General features: G+C 70.4%; 15 protein-coding genes. 4 read left to right on the top strand and 11 right to left on the bottom strand.

The window, feature by feature from the left end; translation table 11 throughout:
• Positions 1–95: 95 nt before the first annotated feature.
• From ABFX55_RS40010 to ABFX55_RS39980, 7 genes are all read right to left on the bottom strand, one after another.
• Positions 96–1,961, bottom strand: coding sequence for a hypothetical protein (locus ABFX55_RS40010; protein ID WP_346128503.1), 1,866 nt, complete (start codon positions 1,959–1,961; stop codon positions 96–98).
• The gene (locus tag ABFX55_RS40005) at positions 1,958–3,208 is read right to left on the bottom strand and encodes a beta-N-acetylhexosaminidase (RefSeq protein WP_346128501.1); all 1,251 of its coding nucleotides are present in this window, start codon (positions 3,206–3,208) and stop codon (positions 1,958–1,960) included. The genes ABFX55_RS40010 and ABFX55_RS40005 overlap by 4 nt, the downstream gene beginning before the upstream one ends.
• Positions 3,205–4,374, bottom strand: a complete 1,170-nt coding sequence (locus tag ABFX55_RS40000; RefSeq protein WP_346128500.1) for a Gfo/Idh/MocA family protein — start codon at positions 4,372–4,374, stop codon at positions 3,205–3,207. Before ABFX55_RS40000 ends, ABFX55_RS40005 begins: the two co-directional genes overlap by 4 nt.
• Positions 4,375–4,403: 29 nt before the next feature.
• Entirely contained in the window at positions 4,404–6,029 is a 1,626-nt protein-coding gene (locus ABFX55_RS39995) for a type 2 periplasmic-binding domain-containing protein (protein WP_346128498.1), read from the bottom strand.
• A 21-nt stretch (positions 6,030–6,050) separates the two neighbouring features.
• Positions 6,051–6,932, bottom strand: coding sequence for a carbohydrate ABC transporter permease (locus ABFX55_RS39990; RefSeq protein ID WP_346128496.1), 882 nt, complete (start codon positions 6,930–6,932; stop codon positions 6,051–6,053).
• Positions 6,929–7,813 carry an ABC transporter permease gene (locus ABFX55_RS39985; RefSeq protein WP_346128495.1) on the bottom strand — a complete coding sequence of 295 codons (885 nt, stop codon included), beginning with the start codon at positions 7,811–7,813 and terminating at the stop codon, positions 6,929–6,931. Before ABFX55_RS39985 ends, ABFX55_RS39990 begins: the two co-directional genes overlap by 4 nt.
• Positions 7,814–8,085: 272 nt before the next feature.
• A complete protein-coding gene (locus ABFX55_RS39980) occupies positions 8,086–9,228 on the bottom strand; it encodes an ROK family transcriptional regulator (protein WP_346128493.1) in 1,143 nt (380 codons plus the stop codon).
• 139 nt (positions 9,229–9,367) lie between these two features.
• Between ABFX55_RS39980 and tdh the strand changes: the two genes are divergently transcribed.
• The gene (gene tdh / locus ABFX55_RS39975; protein WP_183654690.1) at positions 9,368–10,411 is read left to right on the top strand and encodes an L-threonine 3-dehydrogenase; all 1,044 of its coding nucleotides are present in this window, start codon (positions 9,368–9,370) and stop codon (positions 10,409–10,411) included.
• Positions 10,412–10,631: 220 nt separating this feature from the next.
• A complete protein-coding gene (locus tag ABFX55_RS39970) occupies positions 10,632–11,804 on the top strand; it encodes a glycine C-acetyltransferase (RefSeq protein ID WP_346128491.1) in 1,173 nt (390 codons plus the stop codon).
• Positions 11,805–11,854: 50 nt separating this feature from the next.
• On the opposite strand, the gene ABFX55_RS39965 is transcribed toward ABFX55_RS39970, so the two are convergent.
• Complete coding sequence (locus ABFX55_RS39965; RefSeq protein ID WP_346128489.1) at positions 11,855–12,232, bottom strand: nuclear transport factor 2 family protein; 378 nt, start codon at positions 12,230–12,232, stop codon at positions 11,855–11,857.
• A gap of 62 nt (positions 12,233–12,294) precedes the next feature.
• Here ABFX55_RS39965 and ABFX55_RS39960 point away from each other — a divergent pair, with 62 nt between their 5' ends.
• A complete protein-coding gene (locus tag ABFX55_RS39960; protein ID WP_346128487.1) occupies positions 12,295–13,176 on the top strand; it encodes a LysR family transcriptional regulator in 882 nt (293 codons plus the stop codon).
• Between the two features lie 13 nt (positions 13,177–13,189).
• Here ABFX55_RS39960 and ABFX55_RS39955 read toward each other — a convergent pair whose 3' ends face one another.
• Complete coding sequence (locus ABFX55_RS39955; protein ID WP_346128485.1) at positions 13,190–14,290, bottom strand: alkene reductase; 1,101 nt, start codon at positions 14,288–14,290, stop codon at positions 13,190–13,192.
• 48 nt (positions 14,291–14,338) lie between these two features.
• Here ABFX55_RS39955 and ABFX55_RS39950 point away from each other — a divergent pair, with 48 nt between their 5' ends.
• On the top strand, positions 14,339–14,704 hold the full coding sequence (locus ABFX55_RS39950) for a MerR family transcriptional regulator (RefSeq protein ID WP_346128483.1): 366 nt from the start codon (positions 14,339–14,341) through the stop codon (positions 14,702–14,704).
• Here the strand turns inward: ABFX55_RS39950 and ABFX55_RS39945 are convergent.
• Both ABFX55_RS39945 and ABFX55_RS39940 read right to left on the bottom strand, forming a co-directional pair.
• On the bottom strand, positions 14,699–16,294 hold the full coding sequence (locus tag ABFX55_RS39945) for a GTPase family protein (protein ID WP_346128481.1): 1,596 nt from the start codon (positions 16,292–16,294) through the stop codon (positions 14,699–14,701). The genes ABFX55_RS39950 and ABFX55_RS39945 overlap by 6 nt on opposite strands.
• On the bottom strand, positions 16,291–18,219 hold the full coding sequence (locus tag ABFX55_RS39940; protein WP_346128479.1) for a GTPase family protein: 1,929 nt from the start codon (positions 18,217–18,219) through the stop codon (positions 16,291–16,293). The genes ABFX55_RS39945 and ABFX55_RS39940 overlap by 4 nt, the downstream gene beginning before the upstream one ends.
• Positions 18,220–18,223 lie beyond the last annotated feature (4 nt).

The raw sequence follows: 18,223 nt of genomic DNA, 5'->3' as shown, positions 1-18,223 counted from the left end.
CACGGTGGCCGTGGCCGGGCCCGATGTCAGCCGCTCCTCATGAGCTTCCCTGGGCGCACGTCGAGCTGGTGACGTTCAGGCGGTCCGCTGTTGAATCAGTCCCACTCCAGCAGCAGGTAGCCCCTGTGCGGCACCTCGGCCGTCGAAGGTGACACCCGTTCGGGGGGCGCGAGCGGGCGCAGCAGCGTCGCGACGGGCTCGGCGGCCAGGTCGACGACGGGCCGCGCGGGGTCGGCCGAGCCGTTGGCGATCGCCAGCCGCCACCTGCCGTTGACCCTGGCCAGCTGCGGCAGGAGGTGCGGGCCGCCGGTGACCATCGGGAAGTCCCCTCCGAGGAAGCGGATCGCCTTCTGGGCCAGGCGCTGCCCGTCGTCGCAGCGTCCGAGCTTCTCGGGAGCACAGGCCGCGATCGTGTGGACCCTGCCGCCGAGCTCGTTGACGAAGCTGACCCGCCCCGCGCCCCAAGGCTCGAAGCGCGGGCCGAGAAGCTCGGTCCACACCTCCGCGCCGGGCCCGGCCTCCAGCCGCGCCACGGCGTCCTGCACGTTCACGCTCAGCAGTTCGCCACCGTCCACCACCCTCTCCATGGCGTACGGCACAGCGGACGGCGTGTCTCGCAGCGCCACCTCGGAGACCGTGACGCCGAGCAGGTGACCGTACCCGCGCTCGGTCAGGATCGCGGCGGCCTCGCCGTCCAGCAGCAGGCCGCCGCGCAGCAGCTCGCCGGGGTCGGGGACGGCCCAGGCCAGGTCGCCGAAGAGCGCGGTCACCCCGGCCACGCCCGCCTGGATGGGCACGCCGTACCTGAGGAGGAACTCGGCGGCCCGCAGCGGGTCGGCGCTCAGCCCCGCCATGGTGCCGTCGCCGTGGAGGGAGGTCGCGGCCGTCGGCCACCAGGGGACGCCCACGCCGACCGTGGTCAGGGAGGGGGTGAGGGTGGCGTCGAGGGCGGGGCGCGAGGCGGTCAGCATGCGGCCGACGCGGGGGTAGCGTTGTGGCGCGCCCGTGACGAAGGGGAAGAGGTCGAGCAGCAGCGCGTCGGCGCCGGACAGGTGCGCGGCGACCATCTCCGACCACGTCTGGGTGTCGGACTTGGACCACTCGGTGTGCTTCCAGTTCTCCACCTCCGGCGCGACCTCGACGCCCGAGGGCCGTAGCGGGCGCTGGAGTTCGAGCATGGCGATCGAGTAGGAGAGCTGGCGGGCGACGGTGTCGCTGTAGGGGGCGAAGTGCGGCCGATGCGCCCCCGCCCTCTCGAACAGCGCGTCCCAGTCGCGGCCCTCGGCGGAGGCGACGCCCAGGCCCGAGCTCATGACGCCGAGCGTGGCCCTGCCGCCGACCGCCTGCCGTACGGCGTCGAGGGTCTCCAGCTGGGCTTCACGCCAGGTGCGCTGGAGCAGCTCCCGCCAGGGGTGCGGCGGCCCGGTGATCGCGGCCACCAGTTCCTCGCGGGACGGCTTCTCCCCCGCCAGCAGCGCGAACCGCTCCAGCATCTCGGGCTCGAAGCCGCCGCCCCACGTCAGCGGCGAGTGGTTGTGGAAGCGGTAGTCGTCCTCCAGCCACAGCACGCGGAAGCCGAGGGAGGCGAAACGGCCGTAGTGGGCGGCCAGCCACGCGCGCCAGGCGGGACAGGCGAAGGAGGCGGTCGTGGTGGACACCTCGCCCAGAGGGGAGACCATCGGGGCGAACCCGGCGTCCTGGATCCTGCCCCTGTCGGCGTGTCCGGTGGTCACCCACGGGTTCAGGCTGACGCTCAGCCCGTGTGCGGCCAGTACGTCCCTGGCCTCGCGGACCAGCTCGAACCACAGGTCCTCGTCAGCGCCGAGCGGGTGGCCGGCGTGCAGTTCCTCCGCGTTGAACATGAGCACGACCTCCTCCACGCCGTGCTCGACGCAGAAGTCGGCCAGCGCGCGGGGATCGGAGCCGGGCAGGAGCTGGTAGCGAAGGTGGTATCGGGTCACGCGTTCCACATCTTCCCCGCGAGGATGTCGAAGGTCGGCTCCACCAGCCGCCACACGTCCTGCTCGGTGTAGTCGGCCTCGGTCAGGTCGTTCCACACCGCCGACATGGCGCCGCGCAGCAGCGGGTGCTTCGGCTCGACGGTCATCCCCTCGGCGAAGACGTGCGGCTCCCACTCGCGTTCGAGGAAGTCCGCGTCCAGCCCCGTGGGGTGGTAGTAGTCGGCGAACGGCACGATGTACAGCAGGCAGTCGTCGGTGTTGACGAAGCGGTAGCCGTCGCGCACCGCAGAGAGCGGGTCGTACCAGGCGGTGCTCCAGGTGTTGATGGTGACGTCGCGGTCGTAACCCTCGGCGTCGCCCGTCATCCTGGTGAAGCTGCCCCACGCCCTCGGATGCTTGCCCAGCGACCTGACGTGCGCGGCCATGGCGTTGAAGTACTCGCGGAAGAGCTCGGGCGAGGAGAGGTACTCGTCGGCCCCGAAGTGCAACTCGGGTCCGCGGAACCACGGGACGAACTCGTCGAAGACCTCCTTCACGAAGGCCGTCGTCTCGGGCCTGGACAGGTCGAGATGGTCGCCCGTCCCCAACTCCGGCCGGTAGCGCGTGAAGGCCAGCGAGTGCGCGGGCCCGTCGATCTCGGGGATGAGCGTGACGCCGTGCTCGGCCGCCAGGTCCTCGAAGGAGTCCCACTCGGCCCTGCTGTAGGCGCCGTCGGAGGAGGCCAGGCCGGGGAAGCGCTCACTGACCAGCCGGAAGCCGGCCTGAACGCCGTCCCATGGGCCGGTCCTGTCCTTGCGGAAGCCGTTGTCGTTGAGGTGGAGCTGCAGCTCGTTGAGCTTCAGCTCGCCCATCCGCACGATGAGGTCGCGGACGAAGCCCGGAGTGAAGAAGCGGCGGCCCACGTCGAGCATGAAGCCGCGCACCTCGTAACCCGGCCAGTCCGCGCCCTCGCCTGCGGGGAGCTCGCCGTGCCTGTCGAGGTGCTGGAGCAGGGTGCGGGCGCCGTACCGCAGGCCGCGCGGGGTGGGCGCGGAGACGGTCGCGCCATCCTCACCGACCGAGAGCAGGAAGCCCTCCTGCGCGAAGCGCTCGCCGCCCTCCGCGTCGACCAGCTCGGGGTCGAGGAGCAGCGCGATGTCGCCTGGCAGAGCGGGCAGGCCCAGCTGCGCGCCCTCCGGGGCGAGCGAGCCGGGGCGCGGGCGAAGGACGCCCGCGCCCGGCTTCCACCGGCGTACCGCCGGTCTCACACCTGGCCTCGCTCGAAGTAGGCGATGAGCTCCGGGTCCAGCGGCGGCACGTCGTACGGCATGCCGCCGTCACGCAGGGACATCGTGGCCATGTACCCCGCCGCGACGCTCATCCTGGCCGCCACGGGAGAGGTGTCGGTGACGCCTCCCTCGCGCACGAACCTGTTGAACTCCGCGATGATCCCGGTGTCCGCCCCGCCGTGCGAGCCCTGCGCGTCCGGCACCTTGTAGGCGATGTCGCAGTCGTCGCGGTAGGAGGTGGGACCGGTGTTCCAGACCTTCACCGTGTCGCCAGGGCCGTCGCCGAAGTTCTCCAGGCGGCCCTCCGTCCCGATGACCGTGTAGTTGCGCACGTAGTCGGGGCTGAAGTGGCACTGCTGGTAGGCGGCGATGACCCCGTTGTCGAGGCGCATGTTCATCACCGACACGTCCTCGACGTCGACGACGTGGTTGAGGTTCCTGCGCTCGGTGGGGGGCCACTCGAACTCCCTCAGCCACCCGTCGGGCCGCGGCGTGCCGGGCTCGCGGCGCGGCAGGTCGCCGTAGAGCATCAGGTCACCGAGCGCGTTGACGCGCGTGGTGTAGCCGCCCGCCAGCCAGTGGATGACGTCGAGGTCGTGCGCGGCCTTCTGCAGGAGCAGGCCCGTGGTGCGGGTGCGGTCCGCGTGCCAGTCCTTGAAGTAGTAGTCGCCGCCGTAGGAGACGAAGTGGCGCACCCAGACGGTCTTCGGCTCACCGATGACGCCCTTCTGGATGATGTCGCGCATCAGGCGGACCACGCCCATGTGGCGCATGTTGTGCCCCACGTACAGACGGGTCCCTGTGCGCTTGGCGGTGCGCAGGATGTTGTCGCAGCCCTCGACCGTGATGTGCAGCGGCTTCTCCAGGTAGACCGCCTTGCCCGCCTCGAGCGCCTCGACCGCGATGCGCTCGTGGGTGTCGTCGGGCGTCATCACGATGACGGCGTCGATGTCCTTCCTGTCGAGCAGTTCGCGGTAGTCCTCTGTCAGGATGTCCGCCTCGAACTTCTCGGCCTGACGCTTGAGCACTGCCGGGTCGGAGTCGCACAGCGCGGCCACGACCGAGCCCTTGCCCGGCCGGTGCGCCGACAGCGCCAGGTTGGTTCGCAGCCCGAGGCCGATGACTCCGATGCGCAGGTCTTCCACTTCTGTCCTTTCCTCGACGTACGGCGGGGTCAGCCCTTGGCGATGGAGGCCTCGTACTCGGCCTTCATCGCGGCGCCGCCCTTGTCCATGTACTTCTTGACGAAGCTCTTCCACTCCGACAGCGGCTTGCGGCCGGTGACGAAGTCCACGATCGAGTCCGACGCCAGCGTGCTGAGCTCGCCGCTCTTCTGCGTGTAGGTGTCGGAGAAGTGACCCGTGGTGACGCGCTGCTGGAGCATCGGCGCGACCTTGGTCTCGAACTCGTGGATGAGCTTGGTGCGCTCGGGCTGACCCGGCAGGAACAGCGCCGAGGGCGAGCCGATGACGAACGAGATCGGCTGCTGGGTGGTGGGAACCTCGGTCTTGCCCTTGTCGGTGAAGGAGAGGTCGCCGTCCTTCTTGGTGAAGTGCGTGCCCTCGACACCGAAGTTGACGAGCTGGTACTCCTCGGTGCCGAACGGCGCGGCCATGAAGTTCAGCACGCCGAGCAGCGTCTCGATGCGCGCCTTGTCGACCTTGTTGCTGATCGCGGTGAAGCCGACCGAGCCGAGACCCGCGTTGTAGACGGGCTTGGAGGAGGGGGTGGCGGCGAAGGGCACGATGGCGCCGAGGTTGTACTTCTGCGTCTTGGCGTCGTTGAGGAAGCCGGGGAAGGACTCGACGTAGGCGCCGATCTGACCGTTGGCGACCTTGTCCTTGATGGTGGCGAGGGCGGGGTCGGGCCAGAACAGGTTGGCCTGGAAGCACTTGACCGCGAGTTCGAGGGCGGCGAAGTACTCCTGGGTCTCGTACTGGTGGGTCAGCTTGCCGCCTTCGAGCTTCCACGTGTTCGGCGCGCCGTACCAGTGGCTGAACATGTGCACGTGGTTCACGTACGACGGCTCGAGCGGGTACTTGTTCTTCTTGACGTCGAGCAGCTGCTTCGTCTTCTCGAAGAAGTCGTCGGCGCTGGTGAAGCTCGTGCCGCCGACCGGCTGCCAGTAGTCCTGGTTGACGAGGAAGACCTGGCCGAACTTGCTGTAGGCCACGGCCACGCCGTAGAGCTTGCCGTCGGTGACGGCCGACTTCCACGCCACGTCGCCGAGGTTGGCCAGGTTCGGGTACTTCTTGATCGCGTCGCCGCTCAGGTAGGACGTGAGGTCGTGGAACTTGGCGGCCAGGAGCTCGGGCACGCGCTGCAGTCCCTGGTTCGGCGGGAACCACACCAGGTCGGGCAGGTCGTCACTGGCGATGATCGCGTTGAACTTGTCGGGGTAGCCGTCGCCGACCACGATGTTCATGTCCCACTCGGCGCCCAGGGCCTTGTTGAGCTCCTGCAGGTAGGCGCTCTGGCCGGGGGCGGGAGGGGCCACGTCCCAGGTCTGGGTGAGCGAGGTGACCTTCTTGCCGTCGCCGGGCGGGGTGGCCACCGACTTCACCAGCTCGGTCGGGTACTTCAGGTAGGCGGGGTCCTGACCGGCGTCGATGGGCAGGTCGGGGGTCGGGATCTTGGCGGCGGTGAAGGTGGGGAGCGCGAGCTTCTTCGACAGCTCCGCGCCGCCCTTCTTGGCGCCGGCCGCGCCGCCGCCCTCGCCCCCGCAGGCGGACAGACCGGCGACCGTGACGCCGGCGATGGCGAGTCCGAGGAAACCGCGACGGGACATGGTTGAGGACATGGATGTCTCCTGGGGGTGTGTTCAGCCCTTGATGGCGCCGGTCAGGACGCCCTTGGTGAAGTACTTCTGGAGGAAGGGGTAGACGAGCAGGATCGGGACGAGGGCGATGACCAGCACCGCCATCTGGACCGAGGAGGCGGGCAGGTCGCGCACGATCGCGACGTCGGAGCCCGCGGCGGCGTTACCCCTGAAGATGAACTGCCGCAGCACGACCTGGATCGGGTGCATCGACTGGTCGTTGAGGTAGAGGATCGCGTTGAAGAAGGTGTTCCAGTACGAGACCGCGTAGAAGAGGCCGACCACGGCGATGACCGCCTTGGACAGCGGGATCGCGATGCGCCACAGCATCCGCCACTCGCTGCAGCCGTCCATCTTGGCCGCCTCGAACAGCTCGTCCGGCAGGTTCTGGAAGAAGGCCCTGACCACGACCACGTTGAAGGCGTTGACCAGCACGGGCACGATCAGCGACTGGTAGGTGTCGATCATGCCGAGCTCCTTGACCATCAGGTAGCTCGGGATCATGCCGGGGGTGAAGAGGAAGGTGGCCAGCACCATCAGCAGGATCGGCTTGCCGCCGAGCATGCCCCTGCGCGAGAGCGCGTAGCCGAGGAAGACCGTGCAGACCAGGCTCAGGGCGGTGCCGGCGAGTGTGATGCCGATGCTGATCAGCACCGAGCGGGTGACCGCGCCGCCCGAGAGGATCACGGAGTAGGCCTCGAAGGTCGGCTTCGAGGGGAAGAGCACGTAGGCGCCGCCGTTGGCGATGCTCTCCGCGCGGCCCATCAGGCTGGTGCCGAGCGCCAGGCCGAACGGGTACAGCACGGCCACGGTGATCGCGGTCAGGACCAGGAACTTCAGGGTGCGGCCCGCGATGGTCGGGCGCTCCATCCACGGTGGCCTCATCGGTAGATCCCCTGCTCTCCGAAGCGGTGTGCGAGCTTGTTCGCCGCGTAGATCAGCGCCGCGCCGATGAGGCCCTTCATGAGGCCGGCCGCGGTGCTCATGCCCCAGTCGCCGTCACGGATGCCGTGGTAGTAGACGTAGGTGTCGATCACCTCGGCCGCTCCCGCGCCGACCGCGTCCCTCTGCAGGACCATCTGTTCGAAGCCGACGGAGAGGATGTCGCCGAGGCGCAGGATCAGCATCATGAGGACGACCGAGCGGATGCCCGGCAGCGTCACGTGCCACAGGCGGCGCTTCCAGTCGGCGCCGTCGATCGCGGCGGCCTCGTAGTGGCTCATGTCGATGGCGGTGATCGCGGCCAGGAAGATGATCGTTCCCCAGCCGCAGTCCTTCCAGATCACCTGGGCCGTGACCAGCAGCTTGAAGGTGTCCGGGTTGGACATCAGGTTGCCGATGGTGACGCCGTGCGTGTTCAGGAAGCCGCTCACGGTGCCGGCGCCACCGATGACCTGCTGGAACATCGCGACGACCACGACCCATGACAGGAAGTGCGGCAGGTAGACGACCGACTGGATGAACCGCTTGATGCGGTGGCCGACCAGGGAGTTCAGCAGCAGCGCGAGCGCGATCGGCGCGGGGAAGTACAGCAGCAGCTGCAGCGCGGTGATCTGCAGCGTGTTGCTGACCGCGGACCAGAACTCCGGCTCCTCCAGGAGGGTGGCGAAGTTCTCCAGGCCCACCCACGGGCTGCCGTTGATGCCCAGGAACGGCGCGTAGTCCTTGAACGCGATCACGTTCCCGAGGAGCGGGACGTAGAAGAAGACCACGAAGTACAGGACTCCGGGCACGCACAGCGCCAGCAGGGTCCAGTCGCGCTTCAACCGGTCTCTGATGGACCGTCGCTGCGGGCGAGTGTCCACCAGGACCTCCGCCCGGGCGGCTGCCGTGGATGCGACCACGTCTCACCTCCAAGTCAGAACGAGTTCGCCTGGAGGCTAGCGCCCATTTATGCAAGTAACTAGAGTAAATCTTGCTCGTACGGACATCCTGGACGAATCGATGCCCTCCGGCAATCGGCCCGTGATGGAAGAGTTATCTCGCTGACCTGCGAAGATGCCCCGAAGCCCGAGTTGGAGGGCTCGGGAAAGATTTTTCAAGCAGGCGGCGTAAAGAGCAGGCGGTCGGCGTGGTTGAGCGCCAGCCGTACGGCGCCGAGCATGATGCACTCGCTCCCGAGACCCGACGCCGTGACCTTGGGCGGGTAGAGGCAGTACTCGTCGAGCAGTTCCTGGATGGGGTCGACGAGCAGGTCGCCGGCGGAGGAGAGGCTGCCGCCGATCACCACCATCTCGGGGTCGAGCGGGTTCACCACGGGGATCAGCCCGGAGGCCAGCCCTCGCGCGAAGTCCCTGACCGCCTGACCGGCGCGCTCGTCGCCGTCCCTGGCCCTCGAGATCGCGAACTCGGCGCTCTGCCTGCTGGAGCGCAGCTCGCCGGGCTCGGCCGACATCGCGTAGTCCATGACGTGCCTGAAGGCCACCCAGTTGTCGTTGGGCTGCCTGCCGATCTCCCCTGAGGCCGCGTGCGACCCCCTGTACGGCACGCCGCCGATGAGCAGGCCCATGCCGATCCTGTTGCCGGTGAACAGGTAGACGACGTTGCTGCGCCCCTGCGCCGCTCCGCGCCAGTGCTCGGCGAGCACCGCGAGGCGCATGTCGTTCTCGACGACCACGGGGACGGGGAGCCTGGCCCCGAGCTCGGCCTGAAGGTGCAGGCCCGTCCAGCCGGGAAGGGCGATGCTCTTGACCACCCTGCCCTCGCCGTCGACGACGCCGGTGGTGCCCACGCCGACCGCGACCAGGTCGCCGACGGCGATCTCGGCGTCGGCGGCGGCCAGCCACACCTGCTCGACGGTGGCCGCGAGACGGTCGGGAGCGGCGGTGTCGGGTGCCAGCCTGCGCCTGCGCACCGACACGAGCCCGCCGTTGAGGTCGGAGACCGTGGCCCGCACGCCGGAATGGCCGATGCTGACGCCCACGACGTGCGCGGCGGAGGCGCGGAACCTGAAGCGCCGGGCGGGCCTGCCGCGCTGGCGGTCGCCCTGCTCCTCGACGCACTCCTCGGCCCAGCCCTCAGCCAGCAGGTCGTCGACGACGCCCTCCGCGGTCGGCCTGGAGACCCGGGCGGCCTTGGCCAGCTCCGTCAGGGTGGCGTCCTCGGACGCCCGCATGATCCGCAGGATGGCGGCCGAGTTGAGCCTCCTCAGGAGGGACGCGTCACCGCTCACCTGTCTCATGATGGGCCATTCTATTTCAAAAGGTTCCTTCGAAAAACCGTGAAGATTCCCTGACGGGCGCGTTAAGAAAACCTCGATGGACACGCAAGGTGATCACCGGCACAGTGCGTAAGGTTGTCAGGAGGGGGAAACGACCGTCATGAAAGCGCTGGTCAAGCAGAAGGCCGAGCCCGGCCTGTGGCTCGTCGACGTGCCCGAGCCCGTCGTCGGCCCTGGCGAGGTGAAGATCCGCGTGCTGCGCACCGGCATCTGCGGCACCGATCTCCACATCAGGAAGTACGACGACTGGGCGAAGAGCACGTTGACGCTGCCGCTCATCGTCGGGCACGAGTTCTCCGGCCAGGTGGTCGAGGTCGCCGAGGGCGTCGAGGACATCCAGGTCGGCGACCTGGTCAGCGGCGAGGGCCACATCGTCTGCGGGAAGTGCCGCAACTGCATGGCGGGCCGCAGGCACCTGTGCATCAACACGGTCGGGCTGGGAGTCAACCGCGACGGCGCGTTCGCCGAGTACGTGACCCTTCCCGCCTCGAACGTCTGGGTGCACCGCATCCCCGTCGATCCCGACATCGCGGCGATCTTCGACCCCTTCGGCAACGCCGTGCACACCGCGCTGTCCTTCCCGATGGTCGGCGAGGACGTCCTGGTCACCGGGGCGGGCCCCATCGGGCTGATGGCCGCCGCCGTCGCCACGCACGTGGGCGCCCGCAACGTCATGATCACCGACGTGAGCCCCGAGCGCCTCGACCTGGCGGGCAAGCTGGGCGTCAGCCTCGCGCTCAACGTCGCCCAGAGCTCCATCGCCGACGGCGTGAAGCAGCTGGGCATGCGCGAGGGCTTCGACGTCGGCCTGGAGATGTCAGGGCACCCGCAGGCCATGCGCGACATGATCGCGAACATGACCCACGGCGGCAGGATCGCCATGCTGGGCCTGCCCTCCGAGGAGTTCGCCATCGACTGGTCCACGGTCGTCACCTCGATGATCACCATCAAGGGCATCTACGGCCGCGAGATGTACGAGACCTGGTACAACATGTCGGTCCTGCTGGAGAAGGGGCTCGACCTCTCCCCGGTGATCACCGACAGGTTCTCCTACCGCGACTTCGACGCCGCCTTCGACACGGCGGCCAGCGGCCGTACCGGCAAGGTCATCCTCGACTGGAGCGACGCCGCGCCCCGCGCGTGACCGCCTGCCGTACCCACCGAAGGACCCCGGCGGCCACCGGTGGCGACCTCGGACGGGGCCGCTCCCGAAGGTCCCGACCTGCGACCGGGGAGAGGGTCGCGCGGACCGCGGGGTACGACCCCAGTCGGGCTGCTCCCGAAGGCCCCCACCTGCGACCAGGGAAAGTGCCGCGCGGACCGCGGGGTGCGACCTCCCCCTCAGAAGAGACTAGGAGCGTGTGATGTTCGGAAAGACGCGGGATGACCTGCGGGCGACGCTGGACGAGATCACCTCGGCCGGGCTGCTCAAGCCCGAAAGGGTCATCACCACCCCGCAGAGCGCCACGGTCGGCGTCGCGGGCCGCGAGGTGCTGAACTTCTGCGCCAACAACTACCTCGGGCTCGCCGACAATCCCGAGGTCATCGAGGCCGCCAAGCAGGCGCTCGACCGCTGGGGCTTCGGCATGGCCTCGGTGCGGTTCATCTGCGGCACCCAGGAGGTGCACAAGGAGCTGGAGTCGCGCCTTTCCGACTTCCTCGGCATGGAGGACACCGTCCTCTACAGCTCGTGCTTCGACGCCAACGGCGGCGTCTTCGAGACGCTGCTCGACGCGCAGGACGCGGTGATCTCCGACGCGCTCAACCACGCCAGCATCATCGACGGCATCAGGCTCTCCAAGGCACGCCGCCTGCGCTACGCCAACCGCGACATGGCCGAGCTCGAGGCCAGGCTCAAGGAGGCGTCCGACGCGCGGCGCAAGCTGATCGTGACCGACGGCGTGTTCTCCATGGACGGCTACGTGGCGCCGCTGCGGGAGATCTGCGACCTGGCCGACCAGTACGGCGCGATGGTCATGGTGGACGACTCTCACGCGGTCGGCTTCGTCGGCCCGACCGGTCGCGGCACCCCCGAACTGCACGGGGTGACCGACAGGATCGACATCATCACCGGCACCCTGGGCAAGGCCCTCGGCGGCGCCAGCGGCGGCTACGTGTCGGCCCGCAAGGAGATCTGCGACCTGCTGCGCCAGCGCTCGCGCCCCTACCTGTTCTCCAACTCCCTCGCCCCGGTGATCGCCTCGGCGTCACTGCGCATCCTCGACCTGCTGGAGACCTCGAGCGAGGCCCGCGAACAGCTGCGCGCCAACACCACGCGCTTCCGCACGAAGATGACCGAGGCGGGCTTCGACGTCCTGCCCGGCGACCACCCGATCGCGCCCGTCATGATCGGCGACGCCGCCGAGGCGGGCGCCATGGCCGAGCGCCTTCTCGACCAGGGCATCTACGTGATCGGCTTCTCCTACCCCGTGGTGCCGCACGGCCAGGCGCGCATCCGCGTGCAGCTGTCGGCCGCGCACTCGGCCGAGGACGTCGACCGCGCCGTCGAGGCCTTCATCACCGCCAGGTCCGCCTGACAGGGCGCGGCAACCGAAGAGCCCACCGGTCATCGGGCCGGTGGGCCGGGTCACATCGGCTGCACGTAGGCCGCCCGCCACTCCGGTGAGGGGTCGGATCCCAGCTCCGTCCAGTATTCACGCCCGGTGATGATCCTGCCCTTCTCGATCGTCCAGAACGACGCCACGCGGTGGACGCCCATCGTCTCGTGCGGGACCTCCACCTCGGAGACGACCGAGTCGCCGTCGGCCACGACGCGCAGCACCCTGATCGACCACCCTTCGGGATACTCCGCGTTGACGCGGACGAAGTGGTCGCGGCCCACGATGCGCTCGCCGCTGACCGGCCACTCGACCACCAGCTCGTCGGCGAGCAGGGCACCGAGCCCTTCCCAGTCGCGGGCCTGCATGCGGTCCCAGAACTCCTGAACGACCTTCGATGGCTCCATGGGCCGCATCCTGCCAGAGCCGGCCGACAGGAACCGGCCGCCAGGCGGGTGACAATGGGCGGGTGATTGACACTCGCCGGCTGCGGACCCTGCGCGCGGTGGCCGACCACGGCACGGTGACCGCGGCGGCCGCCGCGCTGCACCTGACCCCCTCCGCCGTCTCCCAGCAGCTCGGCGCGCTGGAGCACGAGGTCGGGCATCCGCTGTTCGCCCGCGACGGCAGGGGCATCAGGCTGACCGCGGTCGGGCGCATCATGCTCGCGCACGCCGACGAGGTCCTCGCCCAGCTCGAACGCGCCAAGGCGGAGGTGGCCGCCTACACCACCGGCTCGGCGGGCGAGGTGTCGGTGGCCTCGTTCGCCACCGCGATCAGCGTGGTGCTCGCGCCCGCCCTTCGCGAGCTGCGGCTCAGCACCCCCGCGCTGAAGATCAGGGTGCTCGACGCGGAGGGCGACCGCGGTCTCACCATGCTGCTCGACGACCAGGCCGACCTGGCGATCGCGGTGGAGTACAGAGGCGCGCCCGACGACCAGCGCCTCACCCGCATCCCGCTCTACGCCGAGCCGTTCGACCTGCTGCTGCCCCACGAGCGCGCCCCTGCCTCGACGCTGGCGGAGCTGGCGGGCGACGACTGGATCGGCCCCTACCCCGGCAATCCGGTCCACGACGTGATCACGTTCGCCTGCGAGAGGGAGGGCTTCACGCCCGGCTTCGCCCACTCCTCCGACGACTTCCGCGCGGTCGTCGCCCTGGTCGGAGCGGGGGCGGGCGTGGCGCTCGTGCCCAGGCTCGCGCTGCGCGACCTCGACCTGTCCGGTGTGATCGTCCAGCGGATCCCCGGGCCCGAGCGCCGTGTCTTCGCCGCCGTCCGCAAGGGCGCCGACCGGCATCCCCTGCTCCGCCCGCTGCTCACCACGCTGACGGCGAGCCACCCCCTGGACTGAGCCGCACAGGGCGTCACCTCTCGCACTCCGAGGCGTGGCCGAGGTGCTCGGCCGTCAGGCAGAAGGCCGGATAGTCGCTGTAGCCCTCGGGCCCGTGCGTGTAGAGCAGGGCCTCGTCGATGGGGGCGAGCGGGGCTCCCAGAGCGAAGCGGAGCGGCAGATCAGGGTTGGCGATGAAGGACCTGCCGTAGGAGACCAGGTCGGCCAGCCCGCCGGCGAGCACCGCCTCCCCCTGCTCCCTCGTCGTGGGCTCGCGATTCTCCCCCACGTTGGCCACCAGCGTGCCGTGCCAGCGCGGACGCAGGTCGGCCAGCGCCTGGTAGCCCTCCGTCTCGGTGAGATGGAGATAGGCCAGGCCCAGAGGATCGACCGCCTCCACCAGCCGGCGGTAGACAGGCCCAGGGTCGGCCTCCTCCATGCCGAACTGCGGGTTGCCCGGCGAGAGCCTCAGCGCCGTCCGTGACGCACCGACCTCCGCCGCGACCGCTTCGACCACTTCGAGGGCGAAGCGCGGCCTGTCCCCGTACCCGTCGGAGCGCAGGTTGGTGTTGTCGGCGAGGAACTGGTGGATGAGGTAGCTGTTCGCGCCGTGCAGCTCGACGCCGTCGAAACCGGCGCGGATCGCGTTGCGCGCGGCGAGCACGTGGTCCTCGATCGCGACGGCGATGTCCTCGCCGGTCATCTCCCTCGGCACCACGGGGTCGCTCTTGCCGTCCCTGGTGTGCTGCCGGTACGGCACCGCCACCGGCGAGGGCGCCATGGGATGCCCGCCGTCGATCCTGGCGAGCGGATGGGCGATGCGTCCTCCGTGCATCAGCTGCGCGAAGATCTGCCCGCCCGCCTCGTGCACGGCCTCGGTCACCCGCCGCCAGCCCGCGACGTGCGCCTCCGTCACCAGCCCCGGCATGCGCCAGCCGCTCTGTCCCCTGAAGGAGGGCCAGATGCCCTCGGTCACGATCAACCCGGCCCCCGCGCGCTGGGCGTAGTAGTCGGCCACGAAGTGCTGGGGCGCCCCGCCCTCGTCGGCCCTGAACCGCGTCATGGGAGCCATCACGATGCGGTTGCCCAGGTCGAGCGCGCCTGAGAGGTACGGCGTCAACAGCGAAGAAGTCATGCCCAGACCGTAAGATCTCACATTGATGTGAGATTCAAGGGAGGAACCGTGCGGATCGGCGAGCTGGCACGTCGGACCGGGGTGAGCGAGCGGTCACTGCGCTACTACGAGGAACAGGGCCTGCTCCACCCCGAGCGTACGGCAGGCGGCCACAGGGAGTTCCCCTCCACGGCCGTCGAGACGGTGGTCCGCATCCAGGAGCTCTTCGCCGCCGGCCTGTGCAGCGCCAAGATCGTGCAGTTCCTGCCCTGCATGGGCGAGGAGGGGCGCAAGCGGGCCACGCCCCTCCTGGTGGAGGACCTGCTCGTCGAGCGCGAGCGCATCAACCGCATGATCAAAGACCTGGCGCGCTCGCGTGACGTCCTCGACCAGGTCATCACCGAGGCGCGCGACACCGTGGGCGACCCCTCATGAGCGGGCGACCCCCAGCGCCTCGGTGAAGCTCCGGTACCTGTCGAGCTCCTCGGACACGGGCCCGAGCACCAGCCGGTCGCCGACCTCGCCGACCCCCTCCCTCAGCGCCTTCGCCACCTTCCTCGCCCTGCGGCGCCCGCCCGCCCACGCGGCGATCCTGGAGAGCAGCGCGATCAGCACCCCTGCGACCGCCCCGCCGATCAGCAGCACGGTCGGCCACGGCACCTCCACCACCGTGGGCAGCGGCGGATCGGGCAGCCGCAGGTAGGTCAGGACGAACAGCACGCTGAGCCAGACCGCGCCCAGCACCATCGCCGCGAACACCATCCACTGCAGCCCGCCGATCACGGCCCACCATCGCGGCCTTCGCGCGGCGCCGACCGACTTCGTGGCCACCACCCTGTCGAGCGCCCCGGCCAGGTCGTCGTCGTGGGAGCGGGCCGCATGCCGTACGGCCGTCGCCCACGGTTCCGGCAGGTCGCGCGCGGCCGCCTCGCCGACGTCCCTGATCGCGGTCTCCATCCGCGCCTTCTGCACGGCGGAGGGCTGGGGCACGGAGGTCCTGCCCACGATCTCGCCGCGCGCCCCCGAGCCGATGCCGAGCCTGCGCAGCGGATCGGGCCTGAACCTGCGCATCCACCTCGTCATCGGCCAGCCGGTCGCGGCCACCGCCCTGTGCGTGTGCGCCTTCGCGACCGCGTCCACCACCAGCGGCACGCCCGCGGCCTCCGACAGCGCGCGCGTGAGCCGTCCGCCGTCGGGTGTGCCGGCGGAGACGGCCTCGTCGCCGGCTCCCGAGAGGCGAGCGGCGGCGGTGGAGACGTCGGCCGACAGGCGTTCGGCCCACGACCTGCGCCGGGAGACGCGCTCCTCCAGCAGGCCGCGCAGCTCTGGCAGGCCCTTGCCCGTGCGCGCCGAGGCGCCCAGCACGGGAACTCCGGCGAGGCCGTCCTCCTCGAGGAGGCGGCGCAGGTCGGCCAGGCAGCGTTCGGCCTGGGTCGCGGAGAGGCGGTCGATCTGGTTCAGCACGACCACCATCACCTCGCTGTGGCGCGACAGCGGGCGCAGGTAGCGCTCGTGCAGCGCGGCGTCGGCGTACTTCTGCGGGTCCACCACCCACACCAGGAGGTCGACCAGCTCCACCAGCCGGTCCACCTCCAGGCGGTGGGTCAGCTCGATCGAGTCGTGGTCGGGCAGGTCGAGCAGCACGAGGCCTGGCAGGTCGCCCCCTGCCTCCACCTCGTGGCGGTGCGGCACGTCGAGCCAGGTCAGCAGCGCCCCTGCGCCCTCGCCGTCCCACAGCGCGGCCTGGGCCGTCGAGGTGGTCGGCCTGGTGACGCCCACGGCGGCCAGGTCGCGCCCTGCCAGGGCGTTGAACAGCGACGACTTGCCGCTGCCCGTGGCGCCCGCGAGCGCGGCCACCGTGTGGTCGACCGAGAGGTTGCGCCGTTCGCCTGCCCGCTCGGACACCTCCCTCGCCTGTGCCACGAGCTCCAGAGGGAGCCTGCCCTCGGCCAGGCTGGCCGCTTCGAGCAGGGCCGTCAGCCTGTCGTCCAGCGAGGGGCCTTCCTTGCGCCGCAGCAGCTTCACTCGCCCTCCCTCACGCCGGAAACGTCATCGGCAGGAGCGACCCTCGGGGGCGGCTCGGGCGGAGCGGTTCCCGGGGGCGGCTCGGGCGGAGCGGTTCTCGGGAGCGGCTCGGGCGGAGCGGTTCCCGGGGGCGGCTCGGGCGGAGCGGTTCCCGGGAGCGGCTCGGGCGAGGCGGCCTCGGGGATCGCGGGTGGCTGGGGCGAGGTGGCCTCCGGTCGTTCGCCGCCCGGCAGCTCGCTCTGGTGGTCGCGCACCGCCCGCTCCGCCGCCAGCAGCGCGGGAGCCGTGTCAGCCGACACCGAGACCCCTTCCAGCAGCTCGGTGAACCTGGCCGCCTCCTCGTCGAGCAGCCCCTTCACCCTGGCCCGCAGATCGTCCCTGGCCATGGCGGTCAGCGTGCGCACCGCCTGGTCGCCGAAGATCGCCTCCAGCACCTTCTGCGACAGCACCGACGTGCCGCCCGCGATGCCGACCTCGATCCCCGTCAGCCCTCCTGTGGAGGCGAAGACCGCCAGCATGAGCAGCAGCCCCGCCCCGTTGACCCCGAAGGAGGCCACGCGAGCCGTGGTGCGCCGCGACGCGCCCTCCTGCCTGACCAGGTCGAGGACGTAGGCCTGCCAGCCCCTCACCACGTCGTCGTAGTCGAGCCCCGACGAGGCCCTGCCGAGCTTGGCGGCCCGCACCGCCCCCGCCCGCTCCAGCAGGTCGCGACCGCCGGGCGCGGCGCTCCAGCCCTCGAGCGCCCGCTCCGCCGCGCCGTCGGCCGCCCCTCTGATCAGCGAGGCGACGCCGCTCTCGAGTGCGACCCGCAGCTTGGCCTGGGGCGCCTGCCGTCCGGTGAACAGCGCGGAGACCCGGTCGCGCAGCCAGCCGACGCGCGACTCCAGCGACCGCATGAGGTCGCCCGTGCCGATGAAGTCCTGCCACCTGGCCATCACCTCGCCGCGCAGCAGCGACCCGTCGCGCATGCCCTCGTCGAAGGTGGCCATCCCGCCCGAGTAGGCCGAGGAGACGATCTCGGCCAGCCTGTCGGCGCCCTCCCGCTGCCGTTCGACGGCCGCGGCCAGCGCGGGCACCCTGGTCGCCAGGCTGTCGAGCGCCCCGGCGAGCGTCTGCCTGACGACGTCGGCGCGGGCCTGCGAGGAGGCGGCGAGACCGGCCAGCCAGGAGACGATCGGCTCCACCGAGCCCTCGGGAAGCCTGCCGTTCTCGCTCAGGAGCACCGCCTCGGGCACGGTGAACAGCGGCGTGCCCGCCAGCCCGTTCTCCTCGAGCAGCCGCCTGAGGTCGGCGGAGACCGGATCGACGGCGTCGGGCGGCACCCTGTCCAGGATGATCGCGAGCGCCGCGCTCCTCTCTCTGGCCGAGCGCAGGAAGCTCCACGGCACCTCGTCGGCGTAACGGGCGGCGGTGGTGACGAACAGCCACAGGTCGGCGGCGGCCAGCAGCTGCGTCGCGAGAGTCCTGTTGGCGGTCACGACCGAGTCGATGTCGGGCGCGTCCAGCAGCGCCAGCCCAGGAGCCAGCGTGGGCACAGGCACCACGCGCAGCGTCCCGGGATCGCCCGACGACCCCGTCACACGGGGCAGCCCGGGCAGCACCTCCAGCGACATGAACCACGCGGTGTCGTCAGGGCTGACCGCCAGCGTGGGCGCCAGCGTGGTGGGCCGCAGCACACCCGGCTCGGAGACGTCGGCCTCGACCAGGGAGTTGACCAGCGTCGACTTGCCCGCGCCGGTCGATCCTCCCACCACCGCGAGCAGCGGGGCGTCGAGCGTCAGCAACCGCGGCAGCAGGTAGTCGTCCAGCTGTCCCGTCAACTCGGTCAGCGCGCGCCTGTCGGCCTCCACATCACCGATGGCCAACGGGAACAGATCGGCGGAGAGCAGGCGCCGCAGTGACCGCAACGCCTCGAGGAGGTCCATAACC

The sequence above is a fragment of the Nonomuraea roseola genome (assembly GCF_039535395.1).
Lineage (GTDB): Bacteria > Actinomycetota > Actinomycetes > Streptosporangiales > Streptosporangiaceae > Nonomuraea > Nonomuraea roseola.
The sequence above is the reverse complement of the archived record's forward strand: the minus strand, read 5'-3'. Positions and strand labels throughout refer to the sequence as shown.

Excerpts from the sequence above, each read along its gene's own strand:
- ABFX55_RS39995 (WP_346128498.1), bottom strand. The coding sequence starts at position 6,029 with ATGTCCTCAACCATGTCCCGTCGCGGTTTCCTCGGACTCGCCATCGCC.
- ABFX55_RS39980 (WP_346128493.1), bottom strand. The coding sequence starts at position 9,228 with ATGAGACAGGTGAGCGGTGACGCGTCCCTCCTGAGGAGGCTCAACTCG.
- ABFX55_RS39965 (WP_346128489.1), bottom strand. The coding sequence starts at position 12,232 with ATGGAGCCATCGAAGGTCGTTCAGGAGTTCTGGGACCGCATGCAGGCC.
- ABFX55_RS39940 (WP_346128479.1), bottom strand. The coding sequence starts at position 18,219 with ATGGACCTCCTCGAGGCGTTGCGGTCACTGCGGCGCCTGCTCTCCGCC.
- ABFX55_RS39970 (WP_346128491.1), top strand. The coding sequence starts at position 10,632 with ATGTTCGGAAAGACGCGGGATGACCTGCGGGCGACGCTGGACGAGATC.
- tdh (WP_183654690.1), top strand. The coding sequence starts at position 9,368 with ATGAAAGCGCTGGTCAAGCAGAAGGCCGAGCCCGGCCTGTGGCTCGTC.
- ABFX55_RS39990 (WP_346128496.1), bottom strand. The coding sequence starts at position 6,932 with ATGAGGCCACCGTGGATGGAGCGCCCGACCATCGCGGGCCGCACCCTG.
- ABFX55_RS39955 (WP_346128485.1), bottom strand. The coding sequence starts at position 14,290 with ATGACTTCTTCGCTGTTGACGCCGTACCTCTCAGGCGCGCTCGACCTG.